The organism is Kitasatospora sp. NPDC058492 (genome assembly GCF_042720685.1).
Taxonomy (GTDB): domain Bacteria; phylum Actinomycetota; class Actinomycetes; order Streptomycetales; family Streptomycetaceae; genus Kitasatospora.
This window is the reverse complement of sequence record NZ_JBHXMU010000057.1, coordinates 1-24,449: the sequence shown is the minus strand read 5'-3', so window position 1 is coordinate 24,449 and position 24,449 is coordinate 1. Positions and strand designations below refer to the sequence as shown.

The window sequence follows — 24,449 nt, the reverse complement described above, 5'->3', positions numbered from 1 at the left end:
GAGCTCGGCGGGGAACTCAGCAGGGAGCTGAGCAAGGAACTCGGCGAGGACCTGGGCGGGGACCTGGGCAGGGAATCGCAGGAGGAGCCGGGTGGGGGCCGTCCGGCACCCGGCCCCCACCCGCTCAGGACTGACGGTCAGTCGGTGAAGGTGCGCCCCTCCGCCGCGATCCGCTCCAGCAGCGCCGGCGGCGCGAACCGTTCGCCGTAGGCGGCGGCGAGTTCGCGGGCCCGGGCCGCGAAGCCGGCCGGGCCGCCCTCGTACCCGTTGATGTACTGGAACACGCCGCCCGTCCAGGCCGGGAAGCCGATGCCGAGGATGGAGCCCACGTTGGCGTCGGCGACCGAGGTCAGCACGCCCTCCTCCAGGCAGCGCACCGAGTCCAGCACCTCGCTGAACAGCATCCGCTCCTTGAGGCCCTCGAAGGGGAGGTCCTCGGAGGGGACGTCCGCGGCCGGCTCGCCGAAGTGCTCGCGCAGCCCCGGCCAGAGCCGCCCGCGCTTGCCGTCCTCGCCGTACTCGTAGAAGCCGGCGCCGCCGCTGCGCCCGGGACGGCCGAACTCGTCGACCATCCGGTCGACCACCGCGTCGGCCGGGTGGGGCGTCCAGCTGCCGCCGGCGGCCTCGACCGCGCGCCGGTACTCGTCGCGGATCTTGCGCGGCAGGGTGAGGGTGAGCTCGTCCATCAGCGAGAGCACCTTGGCGGGGTAGCCGGCCTGGGCGGCGGCCTGCTCGATGCTGGCCGGGGGGACGCCCTCGCCGACCATGGCGACGCCCTCGTTGAGGAACTGGCCGATGACCCGCGAGGTGAAGAAGCCGCGCGAGTCGTTGACCACGATCGGGGTCCGGTCGATCTGCCGGACCAGGTCGAAGGCGCGGGCGAGGGCCTCGTCGCCGGTCTGCGGGCCGCGGATGATCTCGACCAGGCGCATCTTGTCGACCGGGGAGAAGAAGTGCAGTCCGATGAAGTCCGCGGTGCGCTCGACGCCTTCGGCGAGCAGCCCGATCGGCAGGGTGGAGGTGTTGGAGCAGAGCAGCGCGTCGGGGGCGAGGACGCCCTCGACCTCCTGGAACACCTTGTGCTTGAGCTCGGTGTTCTCGAAGACGGCCTCGATCACCGCGTCGCAGCCGGCCAGGTCCGCGGCCTCGGCGGTGGGGGTGATCCGGGCGAGCAGCGCGTCCCGCTTGGCCTCGGTTGAGCGGCCGCGGGCGATCGCCTTGTCCAGCAGCCCGGCGGAGTAGGCCTTGCCGCGTTCGGCGGCGGCCATGCTCACGTCCTTGAGCACGACCTCGATGCCGGCCTTGGCGCAGGTGTAGGCGATGCCCGCGCCCATCATCCCGGCGCCGAGCACGGCGACCTTGCGGACGAGTCGCTTCTCGACGCCCTGGGGGCGGCCGGCGCCGGAGTTGACCGCCTGGAGGTCGAAGAACAGCGCCTGGATCATGTTCTTGCTGGTCTGTCCGCAGGCGAGCTCGGTGAAGTAGCGGGCCTCGATCGCCATCGCGGTGTCGATGTCGACCTGGGCGCTCTCCACGGCGGCGGCCAGGATGTTGCGCGGGGCCGGGTAGGGCGCGCCGTTCAGCTGCTTGCGCAGGTTGGCCGGGAAGGCGGGCAGGTTGGCGGCGAACGCCGGGGTCGCGGGGGTGCCGCCGGGGATCTTGTGGCCCTTGACGTCCCAGGGCTGGACGGCGGCCGGGTTGGCCTCGATCCAGGCCCGCGCCCGGGCGGTCAACTCCTCCGGGGTGGCGACGAGTTCGTGGACGAGTCCGTGTCCCAGGGCCTGCGCCGGACGGTACTGGCGGCCCTCCAGGAGGAACTTCAGCAGGGCGTCGGTGATGCCGAACAGCCGTACGGTGCGGACCACTCCGCCGCCGCCCGGCAGCAGGCCGAGGGTGACCTCGGGCAGGCCGAGCCGGCTGGCGGGGTTGTCCAGGGCGATCCGGTGGTGGCAGGCGAGGGCGATCTCCAGGCCGCCGCCGAGCGCGCTGCCGTTGACGGCGGCGACGACCGGCTTGCCGAGGGTCTCCAGCCTGCGCAGCGCGCGCTTGATCCGCTGGGACTTCTCGAAGACGGCGGCGGCGTCCTCGGGGCGGGCGGCGGAGAGCAGCCGGAGGTCTCCCCCGGCGAAGAAGGTCTTCTTCCCGGAGGTGACGATCACGCCGCGCAGCCCGTCGGCGGCGGCGAGGCCGGCCAGCCGGTCGACGACGGCGTCGAGGTCGGTGGTGAAGGCCTCGTTCATGGTGTTGACGGACTGGGTCGGGTCGTCGAGGACGAGGGTGACCACGCCGTCCTGGTCCTGCTCCCAGCGGATGGTGGTGGTGTCGCTCATGAGTTCAGGGTCTCCGAGGGGATCCGAGGGACAGTGGGTCAGATGCGCTCGACGATGGTGGCGACGCCCATGCCGCCGCCCACGCACAGGGTGATCAGGCCGTAGCGCAGGTCGCGCCGCTCCAACTCGTCGATCACGGTGCCGAGCAGCATCGCGCCGGTGGCGCCGAGCGGGTGGCCGAGGGCGATCGCGCCGCCGTTGACGTTGACCTGATCCGGCCGGAAGCCCAGTTCGCGGATGAAGCGCAGGGCGACCGCCGCGAAGGCCTCGTTGATCTCGACCAGGTCGATGTCGGCGGCGGTGAGCCCGGCCTTGGCGAGCGCCTTGCGGGTGGCCGGGGCGGGGCCGGTGAGCATGATGGTGGGCTCGGAGCCGGAGACGGCGGCGGAGACGATCCGGGCGCGCGGGCGCAGCCCGTACCGCTCGCCGATCTCCCGGCTGCCGATGGCGACGAGCGCGGCGCCGTCGACGATGCCGGAGGAGTTGCCGGCGTGGTGGACGTGGTCGATGGCCTCGACCCAGTGGTACTTCTGCAGGGCGACGGCGTCGAAGCCGCCGGCCTCGCCGATGCCGGCGAAGGAGGGCTTGAGGCCGGCCAGGGTCTCGACGGTGGTGCCGGGGCGGATGAACTCGTCGCGCTCCAGCACGACCAGGCCGTTGCGGTCGCGGACCGGGACCACCGAGCGGTCGAACAGGCCGTCCGCCTGCGCCTTGGCGGCGCGGGCCTGGGATTCGGCGGCGAAGGCGTCCACGTCGGTGCGGGAGAGGCCCTCGATGGTGGCGATCAGGTCGGCGCCGATGCCCTGCGGGACGAAGTTGGTCTCGTACGCGGTCATCGGGTCCGCGAACCAGGCGCCGCCGTCGGAGGCCATCTTGACCCGGGACATCGACTCGACGCCGCCGGCCAGGATGAGGTCCTCCCAGCCCGAACGGACCTTGGCGGCAGCCAGGTTGACGGCCTCCAAGCCTGAGGCGCAGAAGCGGTTCTCCTGGACGCCGGCCACCGTGTCGGGCAGGCCGGCCGCGATGGCCGCGATCCGGGCGATGTCGGAGCCCTGGTCGCCGACCGGGCTGACCACGCCGAGCACGATGTCGTCGATCGCCGCCGGGTCCAACTCGGGGTGCCGGTTGCGCAGTTCGTGGATCAGGCCGACGACGAGGTCGATCGGCTTGGTGCCGTGCAACGAGCCGGTGGCCTTGCCCCGGCCGCGCGGGGTGCGGATCGCGTCGTAGACGTACGCTTCGGTGGTCACGGTCAAACGCCTTTCGGGGCAGGGGGGTTCGCGGGAGGCCTCAGCCGAGGATGGACCGGCCGACGATCTCCTTCATGATCTCGGTGGTGCCGCCGTAGATGGTCTGGATCCGGCCGTCGGTGAACGCCCGGGCGACCGGGAACTCGCTCATGTACCCGTAGCCGCCGTGCAATTGGAGGCAGCGGTCGGCGGTGCGCTTCTGCAGTTCGGTGGCCCACCACTTGGCCATCGAGGCGTCCGCCGGGGTGAGCGCGTAGCGGTTGTGCTCGGTGATGCAGCGGTCGACGAAGGCCCGGGTGACGGCGCACTCGGTGGCGAGTTCGGCGATCTCGAAGCGCACGTGCTGGAGCTTGGCCAGCGGGCGGCCGAAGGCCTCGCGCTGCTTGACGTAGTCGGTGGTGATCTCGACCAGGTACTCGGCGCCGGCGATCGCCGCGGCCGCGATGGTCAGCCGCTCCTGGGCGAGGTTCTGCATCAGGTGGACGAAGCCGCCGTTGAGCTCGCCGAGCAGGTTCGCCTTCGGCACCCGGACGTCCTCGAAGAACAACTCGGCGGTGTCCTGGGACTTCTGGCCGATCTTGTCCAGGTTGCGGCCGCGCTCGAAGCCGGGCGTGCCGCGCTCGACGACCAGCAGGCTCAGCCCGTGCGCGCCGCCCTCGGGGGTGGTGCGGGCGACCACGACCACCAGGTCGGCGAGGATGCCGTTGGAGATGAAGGTCTTGGCGCCGTTGAGCAGGTAGTGGTCGCCCCGGTCGACGGCCTGGGTGCGGATGCCCTGGAGGTCGGAGCCGGTGCCGGGCTCGGTCATCGCGATCGCGGTGATCAGCTCGCCGCTGCAGAAGCCGGGCAGCCAGCGGCGCTTCTGCTCCTCGGTGGCGAGCGAGGTGAGGTAGGGGCCGATGATGTCGTTGTGCAGGCCGATCGCCAGCCCGGAGGCGCCGGCCCGGGCGAACTCCTCGGCCAGCACGGCGGCGTAGCGGAAGTCCGGGGCGCCCCCGCCGCCGTACTCCTCGGGGACGGCCATCCCGAGCAGGCCCTGGCGGCCGGCCGCCAGCCAGGCGGAGCGGTCGACGATGCCGGCCTTCTCCCAGCGGTCGTAGTGCGGCAGCACCTCCTTGGCGAGGAAGGCCCGCACGGCGGCCCGGAAGTCCTCGTGCTGCTCGGTGAAGATCTCGCGCTGCAACGCTACGCTCCTTGTCCTGCATCGGAGTTGTCGGAGTTGAGAGACGGGACGGCCCAGTCGCGGGCCACCTCGGCGGTGTCCGCACCCGGCCGGGCCGGCGGGCGGCGCAGCGCGCCGGGGGTGGCGGAGAAGCGCGGGGCGGGGGCGGGCTGGGTGACACCGCCCGCCTCGACGTAGGTGCCGCGCGCCAACAGGTGCTCCTCCCGGGCTGCCTGACGCATCGTCAGTACGGGCTCCACGCAGGCGTCGGAGCCGGCGAAGACGGCCTCCCACTCGGCCCTGGTCCGGGTGGCGAAGCGGTCGGCGATCAGGGCTCGCAGTTCGGGCCAGCGGGCCAGGTCGTACTGCCCGGGCGCCTGCGGGCCGAGTTCCAGCAGCCGGGCGAACTCGGCGTAGAACTGCGGCTCCAGCGCCCCCACGGCCAGGTGTCCGCCGTCGGCCGCCCGGTAGACCGCGTAGAACGGCGCGCCGCCGTCCAGCAGGTTGGCGCCCCGGCGGTCCTGCCAGTGGCCGGCCGCGAGCAGTCCCCACAGCATGCTGGACAGGTGCGCCGCGCCGTCCACGATCGCGGCGTCGACGACCTGGCCGGCGCCGGTGCTCCTGGCGTGGTGCAGCCCGGCGAGCAGGCCGACGACCAGGTAGAGCGAGCCGCCCGCGTAGTCGCCCAGCAGGTTGGCCGGGATGCCGGGCGCCTCCTCGGGCCCGCCCGGCCCCGCGACCAGGCCGAGCACCCCGGCCACCGCCGCGTACCCGAGGTCGTGCCCGGCACTGGCGGCGCGCGGCCCCTGCTGCCCCCACCCGGTCATCCGCCCGTACACCAGCGCCGGGTTGCGGGCCAGGCAGTCCTGCGGCCCGACCCCGAGCCGCTCCGCGACCCCGGGCCGGTAGCCCTCGATCAGCAGGTCCGCCCGCTCGACCAGGTCCAGCACCAGGCCGGGCCCCGCCGGGGACTTGAGGTCGACCAGCACCGACCGCTTGTTCCGGTTGGTCACGTCGTACGCCGGATCGATGCCCAGCGGCGACGGATCCGGCCGGTCCACCCGCACCACGTCGGCGCCCAGGTCGGCCAGCAGCATCGCTGCGAACGGCCCCGGCCCGATCCCCGCGAGCTCGACCACCCGCACCCCCGCCAACGGGCCGGGGCCGGTGGCTGTGGCGCCCGGCGGACTGCTCGTGTCACGCACTGGCTGCAGAACCCTTCTGGGTTTGACAGTAAAGCTGTAACACCCGCGATGATAGAGAAGCGACCCGCCGGTAACAAGACCTCCTCCCCCACCATGAACACCGCCGCCGAGGACTTCGCCGCCGCCTGCCGCCTGCCGCCCGAGCGACTGCGCCGGTTCCTCACCGCCGGGGGCAAGGCGATCGAGCGTGAGCCGATCCCGTAGCCGGGGCGGGTGGGCGGAAATGGTCGGGCGACTGTCGGGGTAATGGCCTATGGTGCGGTAGACCTATTACGAACGACACGGGGGAAGCGCCATGACCACCACCGGACACGCCACCGGACACGCCACCCGCACGATCGTCACCGCCTCCGAGCGGCTGGTGCTCGGACGGCCCCAGGAGGGGGACGTGGAGGCGGTGTTCGCGATCCACGGGGATCCGGAGACCAACCGGTACAACCCCAACGGGCCCCACCGCGACCGGGCGGCGAGCCGGGAGATGCTGGACGGCTTCGTCGCCGACTGGGCGCGGGACGGGGTGGGGTACTGCACCGTGTCCACCCGGGAGGAGCCGGAGGCGGTCATCGGGTTCTCCGGGCTCTACCTGCACACGCTGGACGGCGAGCGGGTGTTCAACCTCTACTACCGCTTCCGGCCGTCCGCCTGGGGCCTGGGCTACGCCGCCGAGGCGGCCCGGGCGGCGATGGCGGAGGCGCTGCCGCGCTTCCCCGGCGTGCCGGTGGTCGCCCTGATCCACCCGGACAACGTGCCGTCCCGCCGGCTCGCCGAGCGGCTCGGGCTGCTCCCGGACCCGGACGGCCGCACCGACGACGAGGACCGGCTGATCCACCGGATGGCCTGAGCCGGGGGCCGACCTGGCCACCGCCCTGAGCAGGACCGTTTCTTCCGTCCCGCTGCTACCTGCGAGTAGAGTGCGACGTTCCCCCTTAGCCGTCCGATACCTCCCGTATCGCCTGAAACGAACTGGTGGCCGCATGACAGTCCGGACCCGCCCCGCGCTGTGGTGGCGCATGGGCATCGTGCTCTCGGCGGGCCTCGGCCTGACCCTCGGAACCGCGCCGCTGGTGTTCTTCACCGTGCAGAGCAACGTCATCGTGCTCGGCTACTTCATCGGCGCCGTGTACTGGATGCTCAAGCGCGACACCGTGGACGCGCCCGCACCCCGGCTGCGCGGCGCCGCCACCCTGTACATCCTGATCACCGGTCTGGTCTCGCACGTCCTGCTCCAGCACGGCGCCAACCCGCTGCCCGGGCTGGTCAGCGGGCCGGACAAGCTCGCGCACTGGTCGTCGTTCTTCCTGCACTACGTGACGCCGGTGATGGTGATCGCCGACTGGCTGGTGCTGAAGCCGCGCAACGCGGCGGCCTGGAAGGACATCCCGCTCTGGCTGGCCTTCCCGCTCGGCTACGCGGCGATCGTGCTCGCCCGGAACGCGCTGTTCGACGACTACCCGACGCCCTACCCCTACTTCTTCTTCGACCCCACCACCAAGGGCTACGGCTACGTCTGGGGCCAGATAGCCCTGCTGACGGTCGAGTTCGTGGTGCTGGCCGCCGCCGTGGTCGGGCTGGACCGGCTGGGAACGCTGGTCGCGGGCAAGCTGAGGTCCGCCAAGTCCTGAATGCCCGGGCACGGATGACGGCCTCCCCGGGGGCGCCTCTTCCCCAGGGCGCCCTTTCACAGAGGCGCTTTCCGGGAACGCCCTTTCCCGGGTGACCGTCCGCGCGGCGGCCGGCCTCAGATCCGCCAGGAGCGGATCCGGTCGGCCGCCGCGAACACGTCCGCCCCGCCCGCCGCGATGTCGCGGGCCAGCTCGACCAGCGCCCCGTACGGCGGGTCGACGCCCTCCTTGGCCGCGTGCATGTACGCGGCCGTCGTCATGCAGGCGTACAGGTTGTTGCGCACCGGCAAGGGGCGCAGCAGCACGATGGTGTGCATCAGGGTGGCCGCGCACCAGGCGGCGTCGGCGTCGTGGCCGAGTTGCGCGGTGTTCACCCGGTGCCGGGCGACGGCGGCCTGGAGCGCGGAGTAGTCCCGCACGCTGAGGTCCTCCGGCGAGGCCAGTTCCTGCACGTCGAGCAGCCAGCGCAGGTCGACGTGGAACAGCATCATCCCCGCACCCCCGCCGCGCCGTTCACGCCGCCGGCGCGTCCTCCGGGAACGCGGCGTCGAACTCCGCCCGGTGCGACTTCCAGAACGCCACCGCGTGGTCCACGAACACCCGCCGCTGCTGCTCCCGCACGCTCAGGTCGTGGATGTACGCCTTGATGCTCTTGCCGTCCGCGGCGGCGGCCTCGCGGATCGCGGCGAGCTCGTGCTCCGTGTACTCGATGTTGAGCGCAGGCATGGCGCCGATGGTACTGGAGCGCACCGGAGTTGGGACCACCAACGGAGGATTTTCACCCGCCGTCAAAAGGGTTTGCTGTCGATACCCCCGCGGAGTGGTTTCGGCGCAGCCGCGGGTAGCCCCCAAGTCGGGCGGGGGTCGGGCGCGCGGGATGACGCCGGGGCGGTGGGGGCCGCCGTAGCGTCGGGGGCAAGGCGGCGGAGCGGTTCCGCGGGGGAGGCCGGGCGGTTCGGCGGAGGCCGGAGATGACGCGCAGGACAGTGGGCAGGACCGCAGTGGGCAGGGCCGCGGCGAGCAGGACTGCGGCGAGCGGGGCGGCAGTGGGCAGAGCGGCAGTGGGCAGGACGGTGGCGGCCACGGCGGTGGCGCTCGCGACGACGGTCGCGGTGGCGGCGCCGGGGGTGGCCGCGACGCAGGCCGACGGCCAGGACAGACGGGGCAGGTCCCTCCAGGGGGTCTGGCAGATGGACGGGTACGGCCTGGTGGCCGTGGTCTCCGGGAGCAGCCTGGTCACCTACGACGTGACGACGCACAGCTGCATGCCGGGGTGGGTCACCGGGACGCAGGACGGCGCCCCCGGCCGGGACGGCACCATCCGGTACGTCCTGGGCGACAACGCCCTCACCCTCACCCCGCAGCCGGGCGGGCGCCGGGCGATCGACGCCGAGGAGGGCGGGACGGGCACCAAGACGCTGCGCCGCCTGGACGCGCTGCCGGCGCTGTGCACCCGGCCCGCCCCCAACGACCCGCTCGCGGTCTTCGACCGGTTCTGGGAAACCTTCGAGGAGAACTACCCCTTCTTCGCCGCCAAGGGGATCGACTGGCACGCGGCCCGCGACGAGCAGCGCGCGAAGATCACTCCGGCGACCACCACCGACCAGCTCCAGCAGATCTTCATCGACCTGCTGACCCCGCTCAAGGACGCGCACACCGGTCTGGCCCGGGTGACCGGTACCGGCCCGACCGGCGTCTACTCCGGCCGGCGCGACGGCTCGTTGAAGTCGACGCCCGCCCTACGGGACGCGGCCCGCAAGGCCGTCGACGCACAACTGATCGGCCCTGAACAGGAGTTCGCCGTCAACGAGCAGGGGGTGAGCCGGCTGGGCGTGGGCCGGCTCCCGGGCGGCGGCGGCTACCTGCGGGTGAGCGGCTTCGACGGCTACGCAACCGGCGGGTTCGCCGCCCAGGCCAAGGAGCTCGACCGGGCGCTGGACGCCCTGCTCGCCGACCCCGACCGGCTCAACGGCCTGGTGATCGACGTCCGGCTGAACGGCGGCGGCTCGGACGCGCTCGGGCAGCAGATCGCCGCCCGGCTCACCGACCGCCCGTACGTCGCCTACCGCAAGGTGGCCCGCGACGACCCGGCCGACCCCACGAAGTTCACCCGGCCGCAGCCGGTCGTGGTGCGGCCCGCGCACACCGAGCACTTCACCGGCCCCGTCGCCCTGCTCACCTCCTCGCTGTCGATCAGCGCCGCCGAGACCTTCACCCAGACCCTGATGGGCCGCTCCCCGCACGTCGTCCGGATCGGCGAGAACACCCAGGGCGTCTTCTCCGACGTGCTGATCAAGACCCTCTCGCCGGACTTCATGGTGGTGTTGCCGAACGAGAAGTACCTCACGCCCGACGGCAGCACCTTCGACGGCCCCGGCATCCCGCCGGACATCCGCACGCCGGTGTTCACCGACGACGAGCCGGCCGGGCTCAAGGACTCCGCCCTGAGCACGGCCCGCCGCGTCCTCGGCGAGCAGTAGCGGCCGCATCGCGGGCGAGGCCGCCCGCGCCGTACCGGCCACCCCAGCGGCTGCGGCCCGCGCCGTACCGGCTACATCGGATCCACCCCCCGCAGTTCGCCGTCCAGCTCCAGCCACCGGGTGAGGCCCAGGCCGCGCAGGAACGGCACGTCGTGGCTGGCCACGATCAGCGCGCCCTGGTAGGCGGCGAGCGCCTGGGTGAGCTGGCGGACGCTGGCGAGGTCCAGATTGTTGGTCGGCTCGTCGAGCAGCAGCAGCTGCGGCGGCGGGTCGGCCAGCAGCAGCGCGGCCAGGGTGGCCCGGAACCGCTCGCCGCCGGAGAGGGTCGCGGCGGTCTGGTCGGCCCGGCCGCCGCGGAACAGGAAGCGGGCCAGCCGGGCACGGATCGCGTTGTCCCCGGCGGCGGGGGCGAACAGCTTGACGTTCTCCGCCACGGTCAGCTTGTCGTCCAGCAGGTCGAGCCGCTGCGGCAGGTGGCGCAACGGCACCGGGGTGCTGACCTCGCCCTCCAGCGGGGCGAGTTCGCCCGCGATGGTGCGCAGCAGGGTGGTCTTGCCGGAGCCGTTGCGGCCGACCAGGGCGATCCGCTCGGGGCCGCGCAGGTCGAGGTCGGCGGTGGTGCCGTAGGGCAGCCGGACCTTCTGCAGGGTGAGCACGGTGCGCCCGACCGGGACGGCCGTACGCGGCAGGTCGATCCGGATCTCGGCGTCGTCGCGCACCGCCTCCTCGGCGGCGGTGAGCCGCTGCCGGGCCTCCTCCAGCCGCTCGGTGTGCATGCCCTGGAGCCGCCCGGCCGTCTCCTGGCCCTGGCGTTTGAGCTTGCCCGCGAAGATGTGCGGGTCGTTGCGGGTGACCGAGCGCTTCTTGCCGTAGCTGGCGCTGCGGTCCAGCCGGGTGCGGGCCTCGGTCAAGTCCCGTTTCTGGCGCTCGACGTCGGCCTCGGCGTTGCGCAGCAGCCGCTCGGCGGTCTCCTGCTGGGCGGCGAGGGTGCGCTCGTACTCGGCGAAGTTGCCGCCGTACCAGGTGACCGCGCCGTCCCGCAGGTCGGCGATCTGGTCGACGTGCTGGAGCAGTTCGCGGTCGTGGCTGACGATCAGCATGACGCCGTGCCAGCCGGCGACCGTCTCGTAGAGCCGCTCCCGGGCCGTCCGGTCCAGGTTGTTGGTGGGCTCGTCGAGCAGCAGGACGTCGGGGCGGCGCAGCAGCAGGGCGGCGAGGCGCAGCAGGACGGCCTCGCCGCCGGAGAGCTCCCCGGTGGTGCGGTCGAGGCCGAGGCGGTGCAGGCCGAGCCGGTCGAGGGTGGCGCGGGCGCGCTCCTCGACGTCCCAGTCGTCGCCGACGGCGTCGAAGTGGCGCTGGTCGGAGTCCCCGGACTCGATGGCGTGCAGGGCCTCGCGGGTGGCCCGGATGCCGAGCGCCTCGTCCACCCGCACGGTGGTGTCCAGCGTCAACCCCTGGGGCAGGTAGCCGAGTTCGCCGTCGACCCGGACGGTGCCGCCGGTCGGGGTCAGCTCGCCGGCGATCAGCCGCAGCAGGGTGGACTTGCCGGCGCCGTTGAGCCCGATCAGGCCGGTGCGGCCGGGGCCGACGGCGAGGTGGAAGCCGTCCAGGACGGGCTTGCCGTCGGGCCACTCGAAGGTGAGATCGGTGCAGAGGACGGCGGTGGTGGGTTGTGCCATGGAGGGCCTCCCGGGTGGTTGCCGAAGGGAACGATGAGCAACACGGGGAGACACCGCGGGTGCGGGCCGGTACGGCCGGGGGGAGGGCGGGGCGGATCCGGATCAGCCGGATCGGGCTCGCCACGGGGCCGTGACTGAGGTCGCACACTCGCACACCGCGCGGCGAAGGGCCTGCGCGGCGGGGGCGGTGTCTCGGGACCTCAGTAGAGCAACGGCCTTCTCCTTGTCTGGCTGGTGACTCCGTCCACGCTACGCACGGCGCCGGACGCGGGCAACCGAATTTCGGCGCACCGGGAAGCACCCTGGACACGCACCGGGAAGCGGCCGCCCGACCGGATTCCGGGCGCCCGGAGGAGGGCGGGTGCCGGTCCGGTGCCCATCCGGTGACGGCCCCGCCCCAGTCCGGGGGTGTGCGCAAGGAGGCCTTTATCCGCATGGCAGACTCCTCCCCTGCCATGCCTGCGGCTCCCCGGAGCCGTACCCGAGGAAGGGGTCGCATGGCGGTTATTCACAGGGGGATTTGAACTCATGTCACCGATGTACCGGCCGAACCGTGCCGTCCTGGGCGCCTCCGTCGCCGCGCTGACCGTGCTGGCCGCGACCGCGTGCGGCCCGGACAACAGCGACCCGGTCGTGGCCCGGACCACGGCTCCGACGGTCGCGGCCGGCGCCACCGGCAAGCCGGGCGCAGCACCGATCAAGCTGCCGACCGCCGAAGAGCTGAAGACCTGGAAGTTCGAGGACTGGGACAAGTGGGCCCAGCAGAACGTGATCACTCCGGCGGTCAAGGGCTACTGGACCCTGCAGCGGATCCTGAACGCCAAGCCCAAGCCGATGCCGCAGCCGCAGCCCGACCCGACGCAGCCGCCGGCCCAGCCGACCGGCGCGGCCCCGGCCCAGCCGACCTCGAAGCCGGCCACCCCGGCCCCGGCGCAGCCCACCACCGCCCAGCCCCCGAGCACCGGCGACGCGCTGCCCACCGTCATCGAGGCCAAGCCGACCCAGCACCCGTTCGCGAAGAACCTGCACGTCAACGGCAAGCTCTTCTTCAAGGACGGGAACGAGGACTACGTGTGCTCCGGCACCGTCGTCTCCGACCCGGCCAACCCCGGCAAGAGCAACCTGGTCTGGACCGCCAGCCACTGCCTGAACGGCGGCAAGGGCGGCCAGTACTACACCAACATCTCCTTCGCCCCGGCCTACAACAGCAACGGCCTGCTGAGCGGCGGCAAGCAGGCCAACGAGACCGACGCCGAGCCGTACGGCGAGTGGGGCGCGACCGCCGGCATGGTCTCGCCGCAGTGGTCGGCCGAGGCCGACCCGGAGCACGGCGGCCCGTGGAGCCAGTACGACTTCGGGATCATCAAGGTCGCCAACCCGAGCGGCAACGGCAAGTCGCTGGAGGAGACCGTCGGCGGCTCCGTGCCGATCTGGTTCAACGCCCCGCGTGAGCAGTTCAACAGCGTCAGCGCCTACGGCTACCCGGCCGGCAAGCCGTTCGACGGCGTCGAGCTGGACCACTGCGACAGCGGGAAGCCGGTGAAGAAGACCGGCGACCCGAGCCGCCCGGCGATGCTGATGATCGGCTGCAACATGACCGGCGGCAGCAGCGGCGGCGGCTGGGTCGCGACCAAGGACGGCAAGCCGGCCCTGGTCAGCGACACCTCGATCGGCAACGGCGCCAGCACCTGGGAGGCCGGCCCGTACCTGGACGACGTGGCGGCCCGGATGTTCGACTACTTCTCGAAGAAGTCGAAGTGACCACCGAGGCCCCGGGGCACCACTGAGGCCCGGAGCCCCACTGAGGCCCGGAGCACCGCCGAGGCCCGGGTGACCTCCCGGGTCCGGTAGGTCCTGACCGGCCCGCGTGGCCGGTCCCCGGGGCCGCGGCAGCCGCGCCGCGGCCCCGGGCTTTTCCGCCACCCGGCCCGCTCCTCCTACAATCGGGCTCATCATGAGCGCCACACTCGTAGTCAAGGACCTCGCCGCCGGTCACGGCGAACGCACCCTCTTCTCCGGCCTGGACCTGGTCGTCGCCCCCGGTGACGTGATCGGCCTGGTCGGCGTGAACGGCGCCGGCAAGTCGACGCTGCTGCGGCTGCTGGCCGGGCTGGACACCCCCGAGGGCGGTTCGCTGCGGCTCAGCCCGGCGACCGCCAACATCGGCCACCTGCCACAGGAGCCGGAGCGGCGCGAAGGCGAGTCGGTGCGCGACTTCCTGGCCCGCCGCACCGGCGTGGCGGCCGCGCAGACCGCGCTGGACGAGGCCACCGAGGGCCTGGTCGAGGGCCGCCCGGGCGCCGACGACGCGTACGCGGCGAGCCTGGACCGCTGGCTGGAGCTGGGCGGCGCCGACCTGGAGGAGCGCGCCGAGGAGGTCGCCGACTCGCTCGGTCTGAAGGTCTCGCTCGACCTGCCGATGACGGCGCTGTCCGGCGGCCAGGCCGCCCGGGCCGGCCTCGCCTCGCTGCTGCTCTCCCGCTACGACGTCTTCCTGCTCGACGAGCCCACCAACGACCTCGACCTCGACGGCCTGGAGCGGCTGGAGGCCTTCGTCAAGGGCCTGCGCGCGGGCACCGTGCTGATCAGCCACGACCGCGAGTTCCTGGCCCGCACCGTCACCAAGGTGCTGGAGCTGGACCTGCACCAGCAGCAGGTCAACCTGTACGGCGGCGGCTACGAGGCGTACCTGGAGGAGCGCGCGGTGGCCCGCCGGCACGCCCGCGAGGAGTACGACGAGTACGCCGACACCAAGTCCGGGCTGGAGGCCCGGGCCCGGATGCAGCGCGGCTGGATGGAGCACGGCGTGCGCAACGCCCGCCGCAAGTCCTCCGACAACGACAAGATCGGAAAGGCGCAGCGCGCCGAGTCCACCGAGAAGCAGGCCTCCAAGGCGCGGCAGACCCAGCGGATGATCGAGCGGCTGGACGTGGTCGAGGAGCCGCGCAAGGAGTGGGAGCTGCGGATGGAGATCGCCACCGCGCCGCGCTCCGGCTCGGTGGTCGCCACCCTGCGCGCGGCCGTCGCCCGCCGCGGCGACTTCGCCTTCGGCCCGGTGGACCTCCAGATCGACTGGGCGGACCGGGTCGCCATCACCGGCGCCAACGGCGCGGGCAAGTCGACGCTGCTGGCCGCCCTGCTCGGCCGGCTCGAACTCGACGGCGGCAGCGCCTCGTTGGGCTCCGGCGTGGTGGTCGGCGAGGTGGACCAGGCGCGCGGGCTGTTCCTCGGCGGCGAGCCGCTGGCGGACGCCTTCGCCGCCGCCGTCCCGGAGTTCACGCCGGAGGAGGTGCGCACCCTGCTGGCCAAGTTCGGCCTCAAGGCGGTGCACGTGAAGCGCCCGGCCGGCACCCTCTCCCCCGGCGAGCGCACCCGGGCCGCGCTGGCGCTGCTCCAGGCGCGCGGGGTCAACCTGCTGGTGCTGGACGAGCCCACCAACCACCTGGACCTGCCGGCGATCGAGCAGCTGGAGGCGGCGCTCGGCTCGTACACCGGGACCCTGCTGCTGGTCACCCACGACCGGCGGATGCTGGACACCGTCACGGTGAACCGGCGGATCGAGGTCCGGGACGGGCGGGTGCACGAGCTGTAGTCCCGTCCGGCAGGGCGGCCCTGCCGGACGGCCCTGCCGGATGGACCCGCCGGGCGGCCCTGCCGGATGGACCTGATCTGCGGATTGGTCTCGACCTCTTCCCGGCGCGGCCGTCATGTGCTGTGCTGTCGGCCATGGTTGACAGTGCAGTGGCAGGGACGCCCTACCCGACCGTCCCCCTCACCCCGATGACGGTGCCGGCCCACGAGGCCGAGGCCCGCAGCAGGTCCTTCCACGACGTGATGGCGCAGCGCCGGACCGTCCGCGACTACGCGACCCGCCCGATCCCGGACGGGGTCGTCGAGTGGGCGATCCGGACCGCCAACACCGCGCCCAGCGGCGCGCACGTCCAGCCCTGGCGGTTCGTGGTGATCACCGACCCGGAGCGCAAGCGGCGGCTGCGCGAGGCCGCCGAGGCCGAGGAGCGCGAGTTCTACGCGCACCGGGCGTCGGAGGAGTGGCTGGCCGCGCTGGCGCCGATCGGCACCGACTGGCGCAAGCCGTTCCTGGAGGACGCGCCGGCGGTGATCGTGGTGTTCGAGGTGCACAAGGGGCCCGATTCGCCGCGTCCTTACTACACCAAGGAGTCGGTGGGGATCGCGGTCGGACTGCTGCTGGCCTCGCTGCACCAGGCCGGGCTGGCGACGCTGACCCACACGCCGAGCCCGATGAAGTTCCTCAACGAGGTCTGCGAGCGCCCGTTGGAGGAGCGCGCCGCGTACGTCATCCCGGTCGGCTACCCGGCCGAGGGGGCGCGGGTGCCGGATCTGCGGCGCAAGGAGCTGGACGAGGTGCTGATCAGGCTCTGACCGCCGGGCGTGTGCGAGCCCCGGTGCGCCGGGAGTGCGGCCGGGCGCGCCGGGGTGCGGCGGGGACTGGTGAGAGGCCTGGTGGGAGGCCGTCCGGAATTCATTGGTGACAGGTCCCGGCCAAGGACATAATCGCGGTCATGAGCCACCCGCAGTCACGGTCCTGCAAGTACCCGCCCGCCCCGCTCCACGTGCCCGGCCCCACCGCCGTCACCACCGGGCGGCCGCCCGAGGAACTGCGGCTGCCCGGCGGGATCTCGCTGCTGCGCCGCCGCAGCACGCACGCGGTGGCGCTCAACAAGGCCGTCCGCGCCAACCTGGACCACCTGCGGCCCTGGATGGAGTGGGCGGCCGAGCCCCCCACCCGGGCGCAGACCGCCGAGCTGGCCCGGGCCGGCTCCCTCGCATGGGAGGCCGGCACCGACTTCATGTACCTGGTCGGCCTGGACGCCGAACCCGGCGGCGTGGTCGGCGCCCTCGGCCTGCACGGCCGGATCGGCCCCGGCGCGCTGGAGATCGGCTACTGGGTCGCCGCCCGGCACGCCGACCGCGGCATCGCCACCACCACGGCCGGGGCGCTGACCGAGGCCGCCCTGGCGCTGCCCGGCATCGCGCGGGTGGAGATCCACTGCGACGAGGCGAACGGCGCCAGCGCGGCCGTCCCGCGCAAGCTCGGCTACCGGCTCGACCGGGTCGCCGAGGCCGCCGTCCGGGCTCCCGCCGAGACCGGGCGGCAGCTGATCTGGGTCCGGGAGGCCTGACGGCGCTCCGAGGCGGGGCCGGCGACCCGGGCCGGCGACCTGGGCCGGCGACCCGGGCAGCCCGCGCCGTTCAGTACCGCTCGCCGCTCAGTACCGCTCGCCGCTCAGTACCGCTCGCCGTTCAGTACCGCTCGCCCGTCGGCGTCGGCAGCGCATCCAGGTCGGCCAGATCGGCCGCCGAGAGCACGACCTCGGCCGCGCCCGCGTTGTCCACCAGGTAGCGCGGCGTCTTGGTGCCCGGGATCGGGAGGACGTGCCGGCCCTGCGCCAGCACCCAGGCCAGCGCGACCTGCGCGGGCGTCGCGCCGATCCGCTCGGCGACCTCCTTGACCCTGCCGACCAGTGCCAGGTTCGCCTTCAGCGCGTCCTGCTGGAAGCGCGGCAGCCGGCGGCGGAAGTCGTCGGCGGGCAGCTCGTCGAAGGAGGCGATGCTGCCGGTCAGGAAGCCCCGGCCGAGCGGCGAGAACGGCAGGAAGGCGATGCCCTGCTCCTCGGTGTACGGCAGCACCTCGGCCAGCACGTCCCGGGTCCAGAGCGAGAGCTCGGACTGCACGGACGCCACCGGGTGCACCGACTGGGCCCGCTTGATCTCCTCGACGGTCACCTCGGAGAGCCCGATCCGGCGGGCCTTGCCGGCCGCGACGGTCTCGGCGAGGGCGCCCCAGGTCTCCTCGATCGGGACGGCCGGGTCGACCCGGTGCAGCTGGTAGAGGTCGACGTGGTCGGTGCCGAGGCGGCGCAGGCTGTCGTCGATCGAGCGGCGCACGTGCTCGGGGCTGCCGTCGCGGGCCGACTGGCCGGACCCGCCCGGGACGATGCCGACCTTGGTGGCGAGGAAGGCGCGCTCCCGGTACGGGCCGGCCAGCGCGGCGCCGACCACCTCCTCGTTGGTGTAGGGGCCGTACATGTCGGCGGTGTCGATCAGGGTGACGCCGAGGTCCAGCGCCTGCCGGATCACCCGGACGGAGTTCTCGTCGTCCCGGTTCTGCACGTCGTAGGCCCAGGTCATCCCCATGCAGCCGAGGCCGATGACGCCGGTCTCCGGTCCGTTGGTACCGAACGTGGCGTTGCGCATGACGGTGCTCCGATCGTGGTGGTGTGATTGCCCGCTCGCGGGGTGCTGCGGTGGATCAACGCGTCCAGCTTTCACCTTGGAGTGCACTCAAGGTCAAGCCCGTCCGGACGCGCTTGGGATCCGCTTCGGATCCGCTTCTGATCCACCTCCGATCCGCCTCCGATCCGCCGACCGCCAGAGGGGTCGTTGATCGTATGAGCGGCCCTCGGCTCACCCGGAGGTGGGATGCGCCCGAGGCGCAGGTGGAGCGCGTACGTCGGACTTCACCACCATGCGCGCGGGCACGACCGTCTGAACCGTGCGTCCGCACCACGGCCCGCCGCCGGGCGGGCGCAGGCCGGCCGCCCGGCCGGCACCGGGTGATCAGCCGTCAAACCGGCGTGTGGGAGCCCGTCGGCGGGACCTCCGCACCACCGGGCGCCATCCGTCCGGTCTTGGCAGGGCTCACGGCGACGGCGGACCCTCTGGGCACAGCCGATCATCGGCTCGTCCAGTCGGTATTCCGTTGGGGAGGAACCCATGACGTTCTCGCGCACCCGCCTCGCCGCCGTCGCCGTGATCGTGGCCGCCGCCACCGCCGTGACCGTCCCGGCGCAGGCCGCCGGCGGCCACCGCGCCCTCAGCCGCTTCGACGACGGAAGCTTCGAGTCGCCCAAGGCCCCGGCGAACAGCTTCGCCGAGTTCAACGCCGGACAGACCATCGGCCCGTGGACGGTCACCAGCGGCAGCGTCGACCTGATCGGCGCCGGGTTCTGGCAGGCCGCCGAGGGCGACCAGTCGGTGGACCTCAACGGCGCCACCACCGGCGCCGTCGCCCAGACCTTCGCCACCGTCCCGGGCACCACCTACTCCGTGACGTACGCGCTGGCCGGCAACACGTCGGCCGCACCGGCCGTGAAGACCGGCCGGGTGCTCGTCGACGGCCAGGACTTCCAGGACTTCTCCTTCGACATCACCGGCAAGACGCCGACCAACATGGGTTACGTGGGGCGCCAGTTCAGCTTCGTCGCGCGGAACGCCTCCACCACGCTGACCTTCGCCAGCACCAACGCGGGCGCGGCCGGCCCGGTCGTGGACGACGTCCAGGTCAAGGAGTGCAAGCCGTGTTGCGGGTGATCCGCTGAACCGCCCGCCCGCCGGTCCGGGACCAGCGGGCGGGCCTCCCCCTCCTTGCCGACCGTTGTTTCCCCCTCGCTTAAAGTGCTTCACCCCGCACGGCGAGCCCTGACAGGGTCAGTTACCGGAAGGTGCACTCCCTGTGAGGAAGGGTGGATCCCTTGTTCAACCGATTGAACCGATTGAACCGATTCAACCGACGAAAAGCATCCGCGCTCGCCGTGGCGACGCTCACGGCGGCACTCGGTCTGGTGCCGGTCGGCACCGCCCAGGCGGCGGCCTGTCAATGGCAGAAGACGGCGTGGGAGCTGCCGCCCACCACGACGGCCGGCGCGGTGTCCTCCAGCGACGGCGGCCGGTACGGAGTCGGCCTCACCGGAACGCGGTCCACCAGCTGGCCCTACGACTTCACGGACGGGCGCGGGACGCTGTGGGACAACGGGAAGGTCGTGCTGCGGCTCCCTGCGGGCAATCCCAACCTGTCCGGCATCAACGCGGCCGGCCTGATCGTCGGCGGCGACCTCGTCAACAACAAGTTCAGGGCCGTGACGGTGAGCCACACCGGGACGACGACTGTGCTGCCGTTCAATCCGAACTGGAACAGCTCGTCCGCCAGTGTGGTCAACAACGCCGGTGACATCGCCGGGATGGCCAAAGTCGGAACGAATTTCATCCTGGTGGTGTGGCCGGCGAACGCGCCGGGAACGTACCGCGAACTGCCCATCCCGGCAAGCAGCTTCCTCTTCCTCAACGGCATCGACGAGCAAGGCAGGGTCGTCGGGTCCACCGACGCGTTCGGCTTCGTCTCGGACATCAACGGCCAGTGGCACGCGCTCGCCGCACAGGGCTCCAACGCCAAGGGAACTCCTGCGGCGATCCGGGACGGGCGCATCGTCGGCGGCACGCAGAACGACACGAGCTACACCGAAGCCGAATGGGACGCCCAGGGTTCGCTGATCCGGACCATCGGTACGGGCGCCATCTCGGCAAGTGCCATCGGCGGCAACGGAGTCGTGGGCGGGACGACGTTCGTCGGGTCGATTCGACGGCCTGTCCTGTGGCGTGACGGCGTGGTGGCGGACTCGCTGTCCGCGGTCTCGGACTCGTTCACGATCAGGGCGATCAGCACCGACGAGAAGACCCTCATCGGGAACGAGAACTCCCGACCCGCGAACTACACCTGCTCCTGACGGCTGCTTCTGACGCCTGTTTCTGGCGGCTGTTTCTGACCCCTGCTTCTGACGCCCTGAGGGCCGGCAGCCTCCTCCCCGGAGGGGCTGCCGGCCCGGTCTTCGCCGCCGTCACTTTCGCAGCCGCCGCCTGCCGGGAGCCGAAAATCCTCCTGCCAGGGTGCCGAAGGTCGACAGGGGCGCCACCCGAAGGTGCGAAACGGTGTTCCGAGAACGGTGTTGCAGAGCCTTAAACCGTTCCTAAAACCTTCCCACAGCGGGCTTCCGATGCCCCGGAAGTGCTTGACGTGCACAGCTGGTCTAGTCCAGTTTGATGCTCAGCACCGCGCTCCTCCCCCGCACCGGACCAGCCCCCATGCTGCCGCCCGCCCCGCGTTTCCCCCTTCGCGGCGCGGGCGGCCCCACGTCCCGAGAGGCACCCCCATGCCCAGCGCGCCCCAGCCCGCCCCCACGCACCGCCGCCCCGCCGGTCGCACCAAGCTGCTGAGCCTCGCCGCCGCCACCGCGCTCGCCGCCGGCGGCCTCGCCACGCTCGCCGGGAACGCCGGCGCCGCCGACGGCAACCTGCTCGCCAACCCCGGCCTGGAGAGCGGCGCGCTCAGCCCCTGGAGCTGTTCCGGCGGGACCGGCAGCGTCGTCAACTCCGGTGCGCACAGCGGCAGCTACGCACTGAAGGGGGCGGTCGGCGCGAGCGACACCGCACAGTGCGGCCAGACCGTCACCGTCCAGCCCAACACCACGTACAACCTCAGCGCCTGGGTGCAGGGCCAGTACGTCTACCTGGGCGCCACCGGCAGCGGCGTCACCGACCCGGCCACCTGGACGCCGGGCGGCGCCAACTGGCAGCAGCTGTCCACCAGTTTCACCACCGGCCCGGCCACCACCAGCGTCACCGTCTACCTGCACGGCTGGTACGGGCAGGGCGCCTACCTCGCCGACGACATCACGCTCACCGGCCCCGGCGGCGGCAACCCCACCACCCCGCCGCCCACTTCGGGCACCCCGACCGGCGGCCCCACCGGCACGCCCACCGGCGGCCCGAGCACCCCGCCGCCGAACGTCGCCGTCCCCGTCGCGCCCTACATCGACATGGGCGCCTGGCCCACCCCGTCCATGCCCGACATGGCCAAGTCCGGCAACCTCAAGGCCTACACCATGGGCTTCGTGACCGGCGTCGGCTGCAAGGCCAGCTGGTTCAACGCCTACGACCCGCGCACCGGCTGGGCCAAGGACCAGATCGACGCGCTGCGCGCGGCCGGCGGCGACGTCAAGCTCTCCTTCGGCGGCGCCAGCGGCACCGAACTCGCCGCCGCCTGCACCACCGTGGACTCGCTGTTCGCCGAGTACGACGCCGTCGTCAACGCCTACAACCTGCGCTACGTCGACTTCGACATCGAGGGCGCGGCCATCGCCGACACCGCCTCCAACGACCGCCGCTCCGCCGCGCTCGCCAAGCTCCAGCAGGCCCACCCCGGCCTCAAGGTCTCCTTCACCCTGCCCGTCCTGCCCGAGGGCCTGACCTCCGAAGGCGTCGCCATCGTCAAGTCCGCCCGCGACGCCGGGGTCGCCGTCGACCTGGTGAACATCATGGCGATGGACTACTACCGGACCGGCACCGACTACGGCAACGCCGCCGTGCAGGCCGCCCAGGCCCTGTTCGGCCAGCTCAAGGCGCTCTACCCGGCGAAGACCGACGCCCAGCTGTGGGCCATGGTCGGCGTCACCCCGATGATCGGCGAGAACGACGACCACCAGATCTACAACCAGGCCGCCGCCCAGCAGTTGGTGACCTTCGCCCGGCAGAACCACCTCGGTCTGCTGGCCTTCTGGGACGCCACCCGCGACGCCAACGCCTGCACCGGCGGCTCGCTCTCCAAGTGCACCAACATCGCGCAGCAGCCGTACGAGTTCGCGAAGATCTTCGCCCAGTACGCGGGCTGACCGCGCCACACGGGCCGACCCCCGCCTCGGCGGGCGGGGGTCGGCCCGGCGGTCGGGGGTGTTCCTCAAGGACCGCCAGGAGGCGAAGTGGTGACGGCGGCCGCGGCTCAGGTGTCGTAGCAGCCGTCCCACGGGGCGTGGAAGCCGAGGCCGTCGGGGTAGAGCTCGGCCCAGACCCCGCCCTCGCCGTCCTCCTCGTCCTCTTCCTCGTTCTCCTCGTCCGTCTCGATGACCAGCCCGAACAGCGACCCCTCGACCCGGACGGCGAACGGCGCGATGGCGATGTCCCCGTAGGCGCGGCCGGGGAGGGCGTCGAGCCAGTCGGCGAGGAGTGCGCGGGCGGCCTCGACGGCCGCCTTCTCGCCGTCCGCCGTCGTGCCGGTCGAGCGGATGCGCGAGTCGAGGTGCCGGCCGGCGTCGTCGAAGCGGTGGAGCACCGCGAACCAGCGCTTCTGCGCCTGCCAGTTCTCGACGTCGGCCCCGACCTCCGGGAAGGCCGCCGTGACGGAGGCGAGGAACTGGCCGCCCTCGCACCGGCCGATGGTGCGGGTGCGGCAGTCGGGCTCGTACCGGATGGGGATCAGGTCGGGAACGCTCATGACCGAACCGTACGGCTGAGCTGTGACAACGCCCGGCCCGGAGACGGCTCCGGACCGGGCGCGACTGCGGGCCGGATACGGCTGCGGGCCGCGGGCCCGGTCGGCCGACGGTTCGTTCAGCGCCCGGTGGGCAGGTTGGCCCCGCCCGTGCAGTCGAACACCACGCCCGTCACGAAGGTGTTGGCGGCCAGCAGGTGGATGGCCTGCGCGATGTCCTCGGCCCGACCGACGCGGCCGACCGGGGTGGTGGCGGCGAGGCCGTCGAACAGCGCCGTCCGCTGCTCGGCCGGGACGCGGTCCCACCACGGGGTGTCGATGACGCCGGGCGAGACGGCGTTGATCCGCAGCGGGGCGAGTTCGACGGCCAGCGGCGGGACCATCGCCTCCAGCGCGCCGTTGATGGCGGCGAGTCCGGCGGTGCCGGGGATCGCGGCGCGGGCGGAGGCGGCGGTGATCAGCGTGACGGATCCGTCCGACCGCAGGTGCGGCAGCGCCGCCTGGAGGACGCGGACCTGCGGCCAGAACTTGGCGTCGAACCCGGTGGCGAGGTCGGCCAGGTCGAGCTGGGCGAACGGGCCGCTGCCGGCCGCGCCGCTGACCGCGACGACCAGGTGGTCGACGGTGCCGGACCGGGCGAAGAAGGCCGCGACGGCCTCGGGGTCGGCCGCGTCCAGCTGGTGGCCGACGGTCTTGCCGCCGATCCGGGCGACGGCGGCGTCCAGCCGGTCCCGGCCGCGGCCGGTGATCACGACCTCGGCGCCGTCCGCGGCGAAGGCGGTGGCCGCGGCCTCGCCGATGCCCGAGCTGCCGCCCATCACGACGACGCGCTGTCCGGTGAAGAGGTTTGACGTGGTGCCCATGGTGGCGTGTCCTTCATCTTGTCGAGACCGCTAGTTCCGTCAATAATGTTATCGAGACTGCTAGTCTTGTCAAGCGGGGGACGAGGAAAGGGAACACGATGACCGAAGCCCGCCCGCACACCGGACGCCGCCGCAACGAAGCCGCCCACCAGGCGATCCTCGACGCGGCCCTGCACCTGCTCGCCGAGTCCGACGGCACCCCCGTCACCATCGACGCCATCGCCCGCACCGCCGGCGTCGGCAAGCAGACCGTCTACCGCTGGTGGCCCTCCAAGGGCGCCGTCCTGCTCGACGCCCTCACCGACCGCGCCGACCAGGACGCCCCCGGCCCCGACACCGGCACCCTGCGCACCGACCTCCGCGCCTTCATCGCCACCACCTTCGACGGCTCCCAGCGCGACACCACCGCCCCCGCCCTGCGCACCCTCGTCCGCGAAGCCGCCCGCGACCCCCACCTCGCCGACCTCATGCAGACCTTCACCGCCACCCGCCGCACCGCCCTGCGCGACCTCCTCGCCCGCGGCCGCGAACGCGGCGAACTCGCCGACGACACCGACCTCGACCTGATCGTCGACCAGGTCTACGGCGTCTTCTGGTACCGCTTCCTCCTCGGCCACGCCCCCCTCGACGCCACCGTCGCCGACCGGCTCACCAACTCCCTGGTCGCCGGGAACGGTTAGTACTGCAACCGCATCTGGGCGTGACTGTGGGTGTAGGTGTTCGTTGTCTTGACTGTGTGCCTATGGGTTGACGGTTGAGCAGGTTGAGTCGTGGT

Annotated in this window: 22 protein-coding genes; 12 read left to right on the top strand and 10 right to left on the bottom strand. The window is 72.6% G+C overall.

The window, feature by feature from the left end:
• Positions 1-137: 137 nt before the first annotated feature.
• The 4 genes from ACFWPI_RS30215 to ACFWPI_RS30200 are packed head-to-tail and all read right to left on the bottom strand — an operon-like array spanning position 138 to position 5,950.
• A complete protein-coding gene (locus ACFWPI_RS30215; RefSeq protein WP_380374755.1) occupies positions 138-2,330 on the bottom strand; it encodes a 3-hydroxyacyl-CoA dehydrogenase NAD-binding domain-containing protein in 2,193 nt (730 codons plus the stop codon).
• Between the two features lie 38 nt (positions 2,331-2,368).
• On the bottom strand, positions 2,369-3,583 hold the full coding sequence (locus ACFWPI_RS30210) for an acetyl-CoA C-acetyltransferase (RefSeq protein WP_380341053.1): 1,215 nt from the start codon (positions 3,581-3,583) through the stop codon (positions 2,369-2,371).
• 40 nt (positions 3,584-3,623) lie between these two features.
• The gene (locus ACFWPI_RS30205) at positions 3,624-4,766 is read right to left on the bottom strand and encodes an acyl-CoA dehydrogenase family protein (protein ID WP_063347006.1); all 1,143 of its coding nucleotides are present in this window, start codon (positions 4,764-4,766) and stop codon (positions 3,624-3,626) included.
• A gap of 2 nt (positions 4,767-4,768) precedes the next feature.
• Positions 4,769-5,950, bottom strand: a complete 1,182-nt coding sequence (locus ACFWPI_RS30200; protein ID WP_380374753.1) for a CaiB/BaiF CoA transferase family protein — start codon at positions 5,948-5,950, stop codon at positions 4,769-4,771.
• Positions 5,951-5,998: 48 nt separating this feature from the next.
• Between ACFWPI_RS30200 and ACFWPI_RS30195 the strand changes: the two genes are divergently transcribed.
• The 3 genes from ACFWPI_RS30195 (at position 5,999) to ACFWPI_RS30185 (ending at position 7,572) form a co-directional block, all read left to right on the top strand.
• Entirely contained in the window at positions 5,999-6,154 is a 156-nt protein-coding gene (locus ACFWPI_RS30195) for a hypothetical protein (RefSeq protein ID WP_380374751.1), read from the top strand.
• A gap of 91 nt (positions 6,155-6,245) precedes the next feature.
• A complete protein-coding gene (locus ACFWPI_RS30190) occupies positions 6,246-6,791 on the top strand; it encodes a GNAT family N-acetyltransferase (protein ID WP_063347007.1) in 546 nt (181 codons plus the stop codon).
• Positions 6,792-6,924: 133 nt separating this feature from the next.
• Entirely contained in the window at positions 6,925-7,572 is a 648-nt protein-coding gene (locus ACFWPI_RS30185) for a Pr6Pr family membrane protein (protein WP_363371201.1), read from the top strand.
• Positions 7,573-7,688: 116 nt separating this feature from the next.
• Here the strand turns inward: ACFWPI_RS30185 and ACFWPI_RS30180 are convergent, their stop codons facing one another.
• Both ACFWPI_RS30180 and ACFWPI_RS30175 read right to left on the bottom strand, forming a co-directional pair.
• Positions 7,689-8,060, bottom strand: coding sequence for a toxin Doc (locus tag ACFWPI_RS30180; protein WP_363371486.1), 372 nt, complete (start codon positions 8,058-8,060; stop codon positions 7,689-7,691).
• Positions 8,061-8,085: 25 nt separating this feature from the next.
• Positions 8,086-8,298: a hypothetical protein gene (locus ACFWPI_RS30175; RefSeq protein WP_063351004.1), complete on the bottom strand. Its 213-nt coding sequence runs from the start codon at positions 8,296-8,298 to the stop codon at positions 8,086-8,088.
• Positions 8,299-8,633: 335 nt separating this feature from the next.
• Between ACFWPI_RS30175 and ACFWPI_RS30170 the strand changes: the two genes are divergently transcribed.
• A complete protein-coding gene (locus tag ACFWPI_RS30170; RefSeq protein WP_380374749.1) occupies positions 8,634-10,052 on the top strand; it encodes a S41 family peptidase in 1,419 nt (472 codons plus the stop codon).
• A gap of 71 nt (positions 10,053-10,123) precedes the next feature.
• Here ACFWPI_RS30170 and ACFWPI_RS30165 read toward each other — a convergent pair whose 3' ends face one another.
• Positions 10,124-11,731, bottom strand: a complete 1,608-nt coding sequence (locus ACFWPI_RS30165; protein WP_380374748.1) for an ABC-F family ATP-binding cassette domain-containing protein — start codon at positions 11,729-11,731, stop codon at positions 10,124-10,126.
• A gap of 528 nt (positions 11,732-12,259) precedes the next feature.
• Here ACFWPI_RS30165 and ACFWPI_RS30160 point away from each other — a divergent pair.
• The 4 genes from ACFWPI_RS30160 (at position 12,260) to ACFWPI_RS30145 (ending at position 16,893) form a co-directional block, all read left to right on the top strand.
• Positions 12,260-13,492 carry a trypsin-like serine peptidase gene (locus tag ACFWPI_RS30160; protein WP_380374747.1) on the top strand — a complete coding sequence of 411 codons (1,233 nt, stop codon included), beginning with the start codon at positions 12,260-12,262 and terminating at the stop codon, positions 13,490-13,492.
• Between the two features lie 193 nt (positions 13,493-13,685).
• A complete protein-coding gene (locus ACFWPI_RS30155; protein ID WP_380374745.1) occupies positions 13,686-15,323 on the top strand; it encodes an ABC-F family ATP-binding cassette domain-containing protein in 1,638 nt (545 codons plus the stop codon).
• Positions 15,324-15,457: 134 nt separating this feature from the next.
• Positions 15,458-16,132: a nitroreductase family protein gene (locus ACFWPI_RS30150; protein ID WP_380346220.1), complete on the top strand. Its 675-nt coding sequence runs from the start codon at positions 15,458-15,460 to the stop codon at positions 16,130-16,132.
• A 140-nt stretch (positions 16,133-16,272) separates the two neighbouring features.
• Positions 16,273-16,893 carry a GNAT family N-acetyltransferase gene (locus tag ACFWPI_RS30145; RefSeq protein ID WP_380374743.1) on the top strand — a complete coding sequence of 207 codons (621 nt, stop codon included), beginning with the start codon at positions 16,273-16,275 and terminating at the stop codon, positions 16,891-16,893.
• 121 nt (positions 16,894-17,014) lie between these two features.
• Here the strand turns inward: ACFWPI_RS30145 and ACFWPI_RS30140 are convergent, their stop codons facing one another.
• Complete coding sequence (locus ACFWPI_RS30140) at positions 17,015-17,968, bottom strand: aldo/keto reductase (protein WP_380374742.1); 954 nt, start codon at positions 17,966-17,968, stop codon at positions 17,015-17,017.
• A 519-nt stretch (positions 17,969-18,487) separates the two neighbouring features.
• Here ACFWPI_RS30140 and ACFWPI_RS30135 point away from each other — a divergent pair.
• The 3 genes from ACFWPI_RS30135 to ACFWPI_RS30125 all read left to right on the top strand — a co-directional run bounded on the left by ACFWPI_RS30135 (position 18,488) and on the right by ACFWPI_RS30125 (position 22,215).
• Positions 18,488-19,084, top strand: coding sequence for a choice-of-anchor C family protein (locus ACFWPI_RS30135; protein ID WP_380374740.1), 597 nt, complete (start codon positions 18,488-18,490; stop codon positions 19,082-19,084).
• Positions 19,085-19,236: 152 nt separating this feature from the next.
• Positions 19,237-20,274: a hypothetical protein gene (locus tag ACFWPI_RS30130; RefSeq protein ID WP_380374739.1), complete on the top strand. Its 1,038-nt coding sequence runs from the start codon at positions 19,237-19,239 to the stop codon at positions 20,272-20,274.
• 423 nt (positions 20,275-20,697) lie between these two features.
• On the top strand, positions 20,698-22,215 hold the full coding sequence (locus ACFWPI_RS30125) for a carbohydrate binding domain-containing protein (protein WP_363371184.1): 1,518 nt from the start codon (positions 20,698-20,700) through the stop codon (positions 22,213-22,215).
• Positions 22,216-22,322: 107 nt separating this feature from the next.
• On the opposite strand, the gene ACFWPI_RS30120 is transcribed toward ACFWPI_RS30125, so the two are convergent.
• Both ACFWPI_RS30120 and ACFWPI_RS30115 read right to left on the bottom strand, forming a co-directional pair.
• The gene (locus ACFWPI_RS30120; protein ID WP_380374737.1) at positions 22,323-22,814 is read right to left on the bottom strand and encodes a hypothetical protein; all 492 of its coding nucleotides are present in this window, start codon (positions 22,812-22,814) and stop codon (positions 22,323-22,325) included.
• Between the two features lie 116 nt (positions 22,815-22,930).
• Entirely contained in the window at positions 22,931-23,674 is a 744-nt protein-coding gene (locus ACFWPI_RS30115) for an SDR family oxidoreductase (protein WP_380374736.1), read from the bottom strand.
• 98 nt (positions 23,675-23,772) lie between these two features.
• On the opposite strand from ACFWPI_RS30115, the gene ACFWPI_RS30110 reads away from it, so the two are divergent.
• The gene (locus tag ACFWPI_RS30110; protein WP_063347018.1) at positions 23,773-24,354 is read left to right on the top strand and encodes a TetR/AcrR family transcriptional regulator; all 582 of its coding nucleotides are present in this window, start codon (positions 23,773-23,775) and stop codon (positions 24,352-24,354) included.
• Positions 24,355-24,449 lie beyond the last annotated feature (95 nt).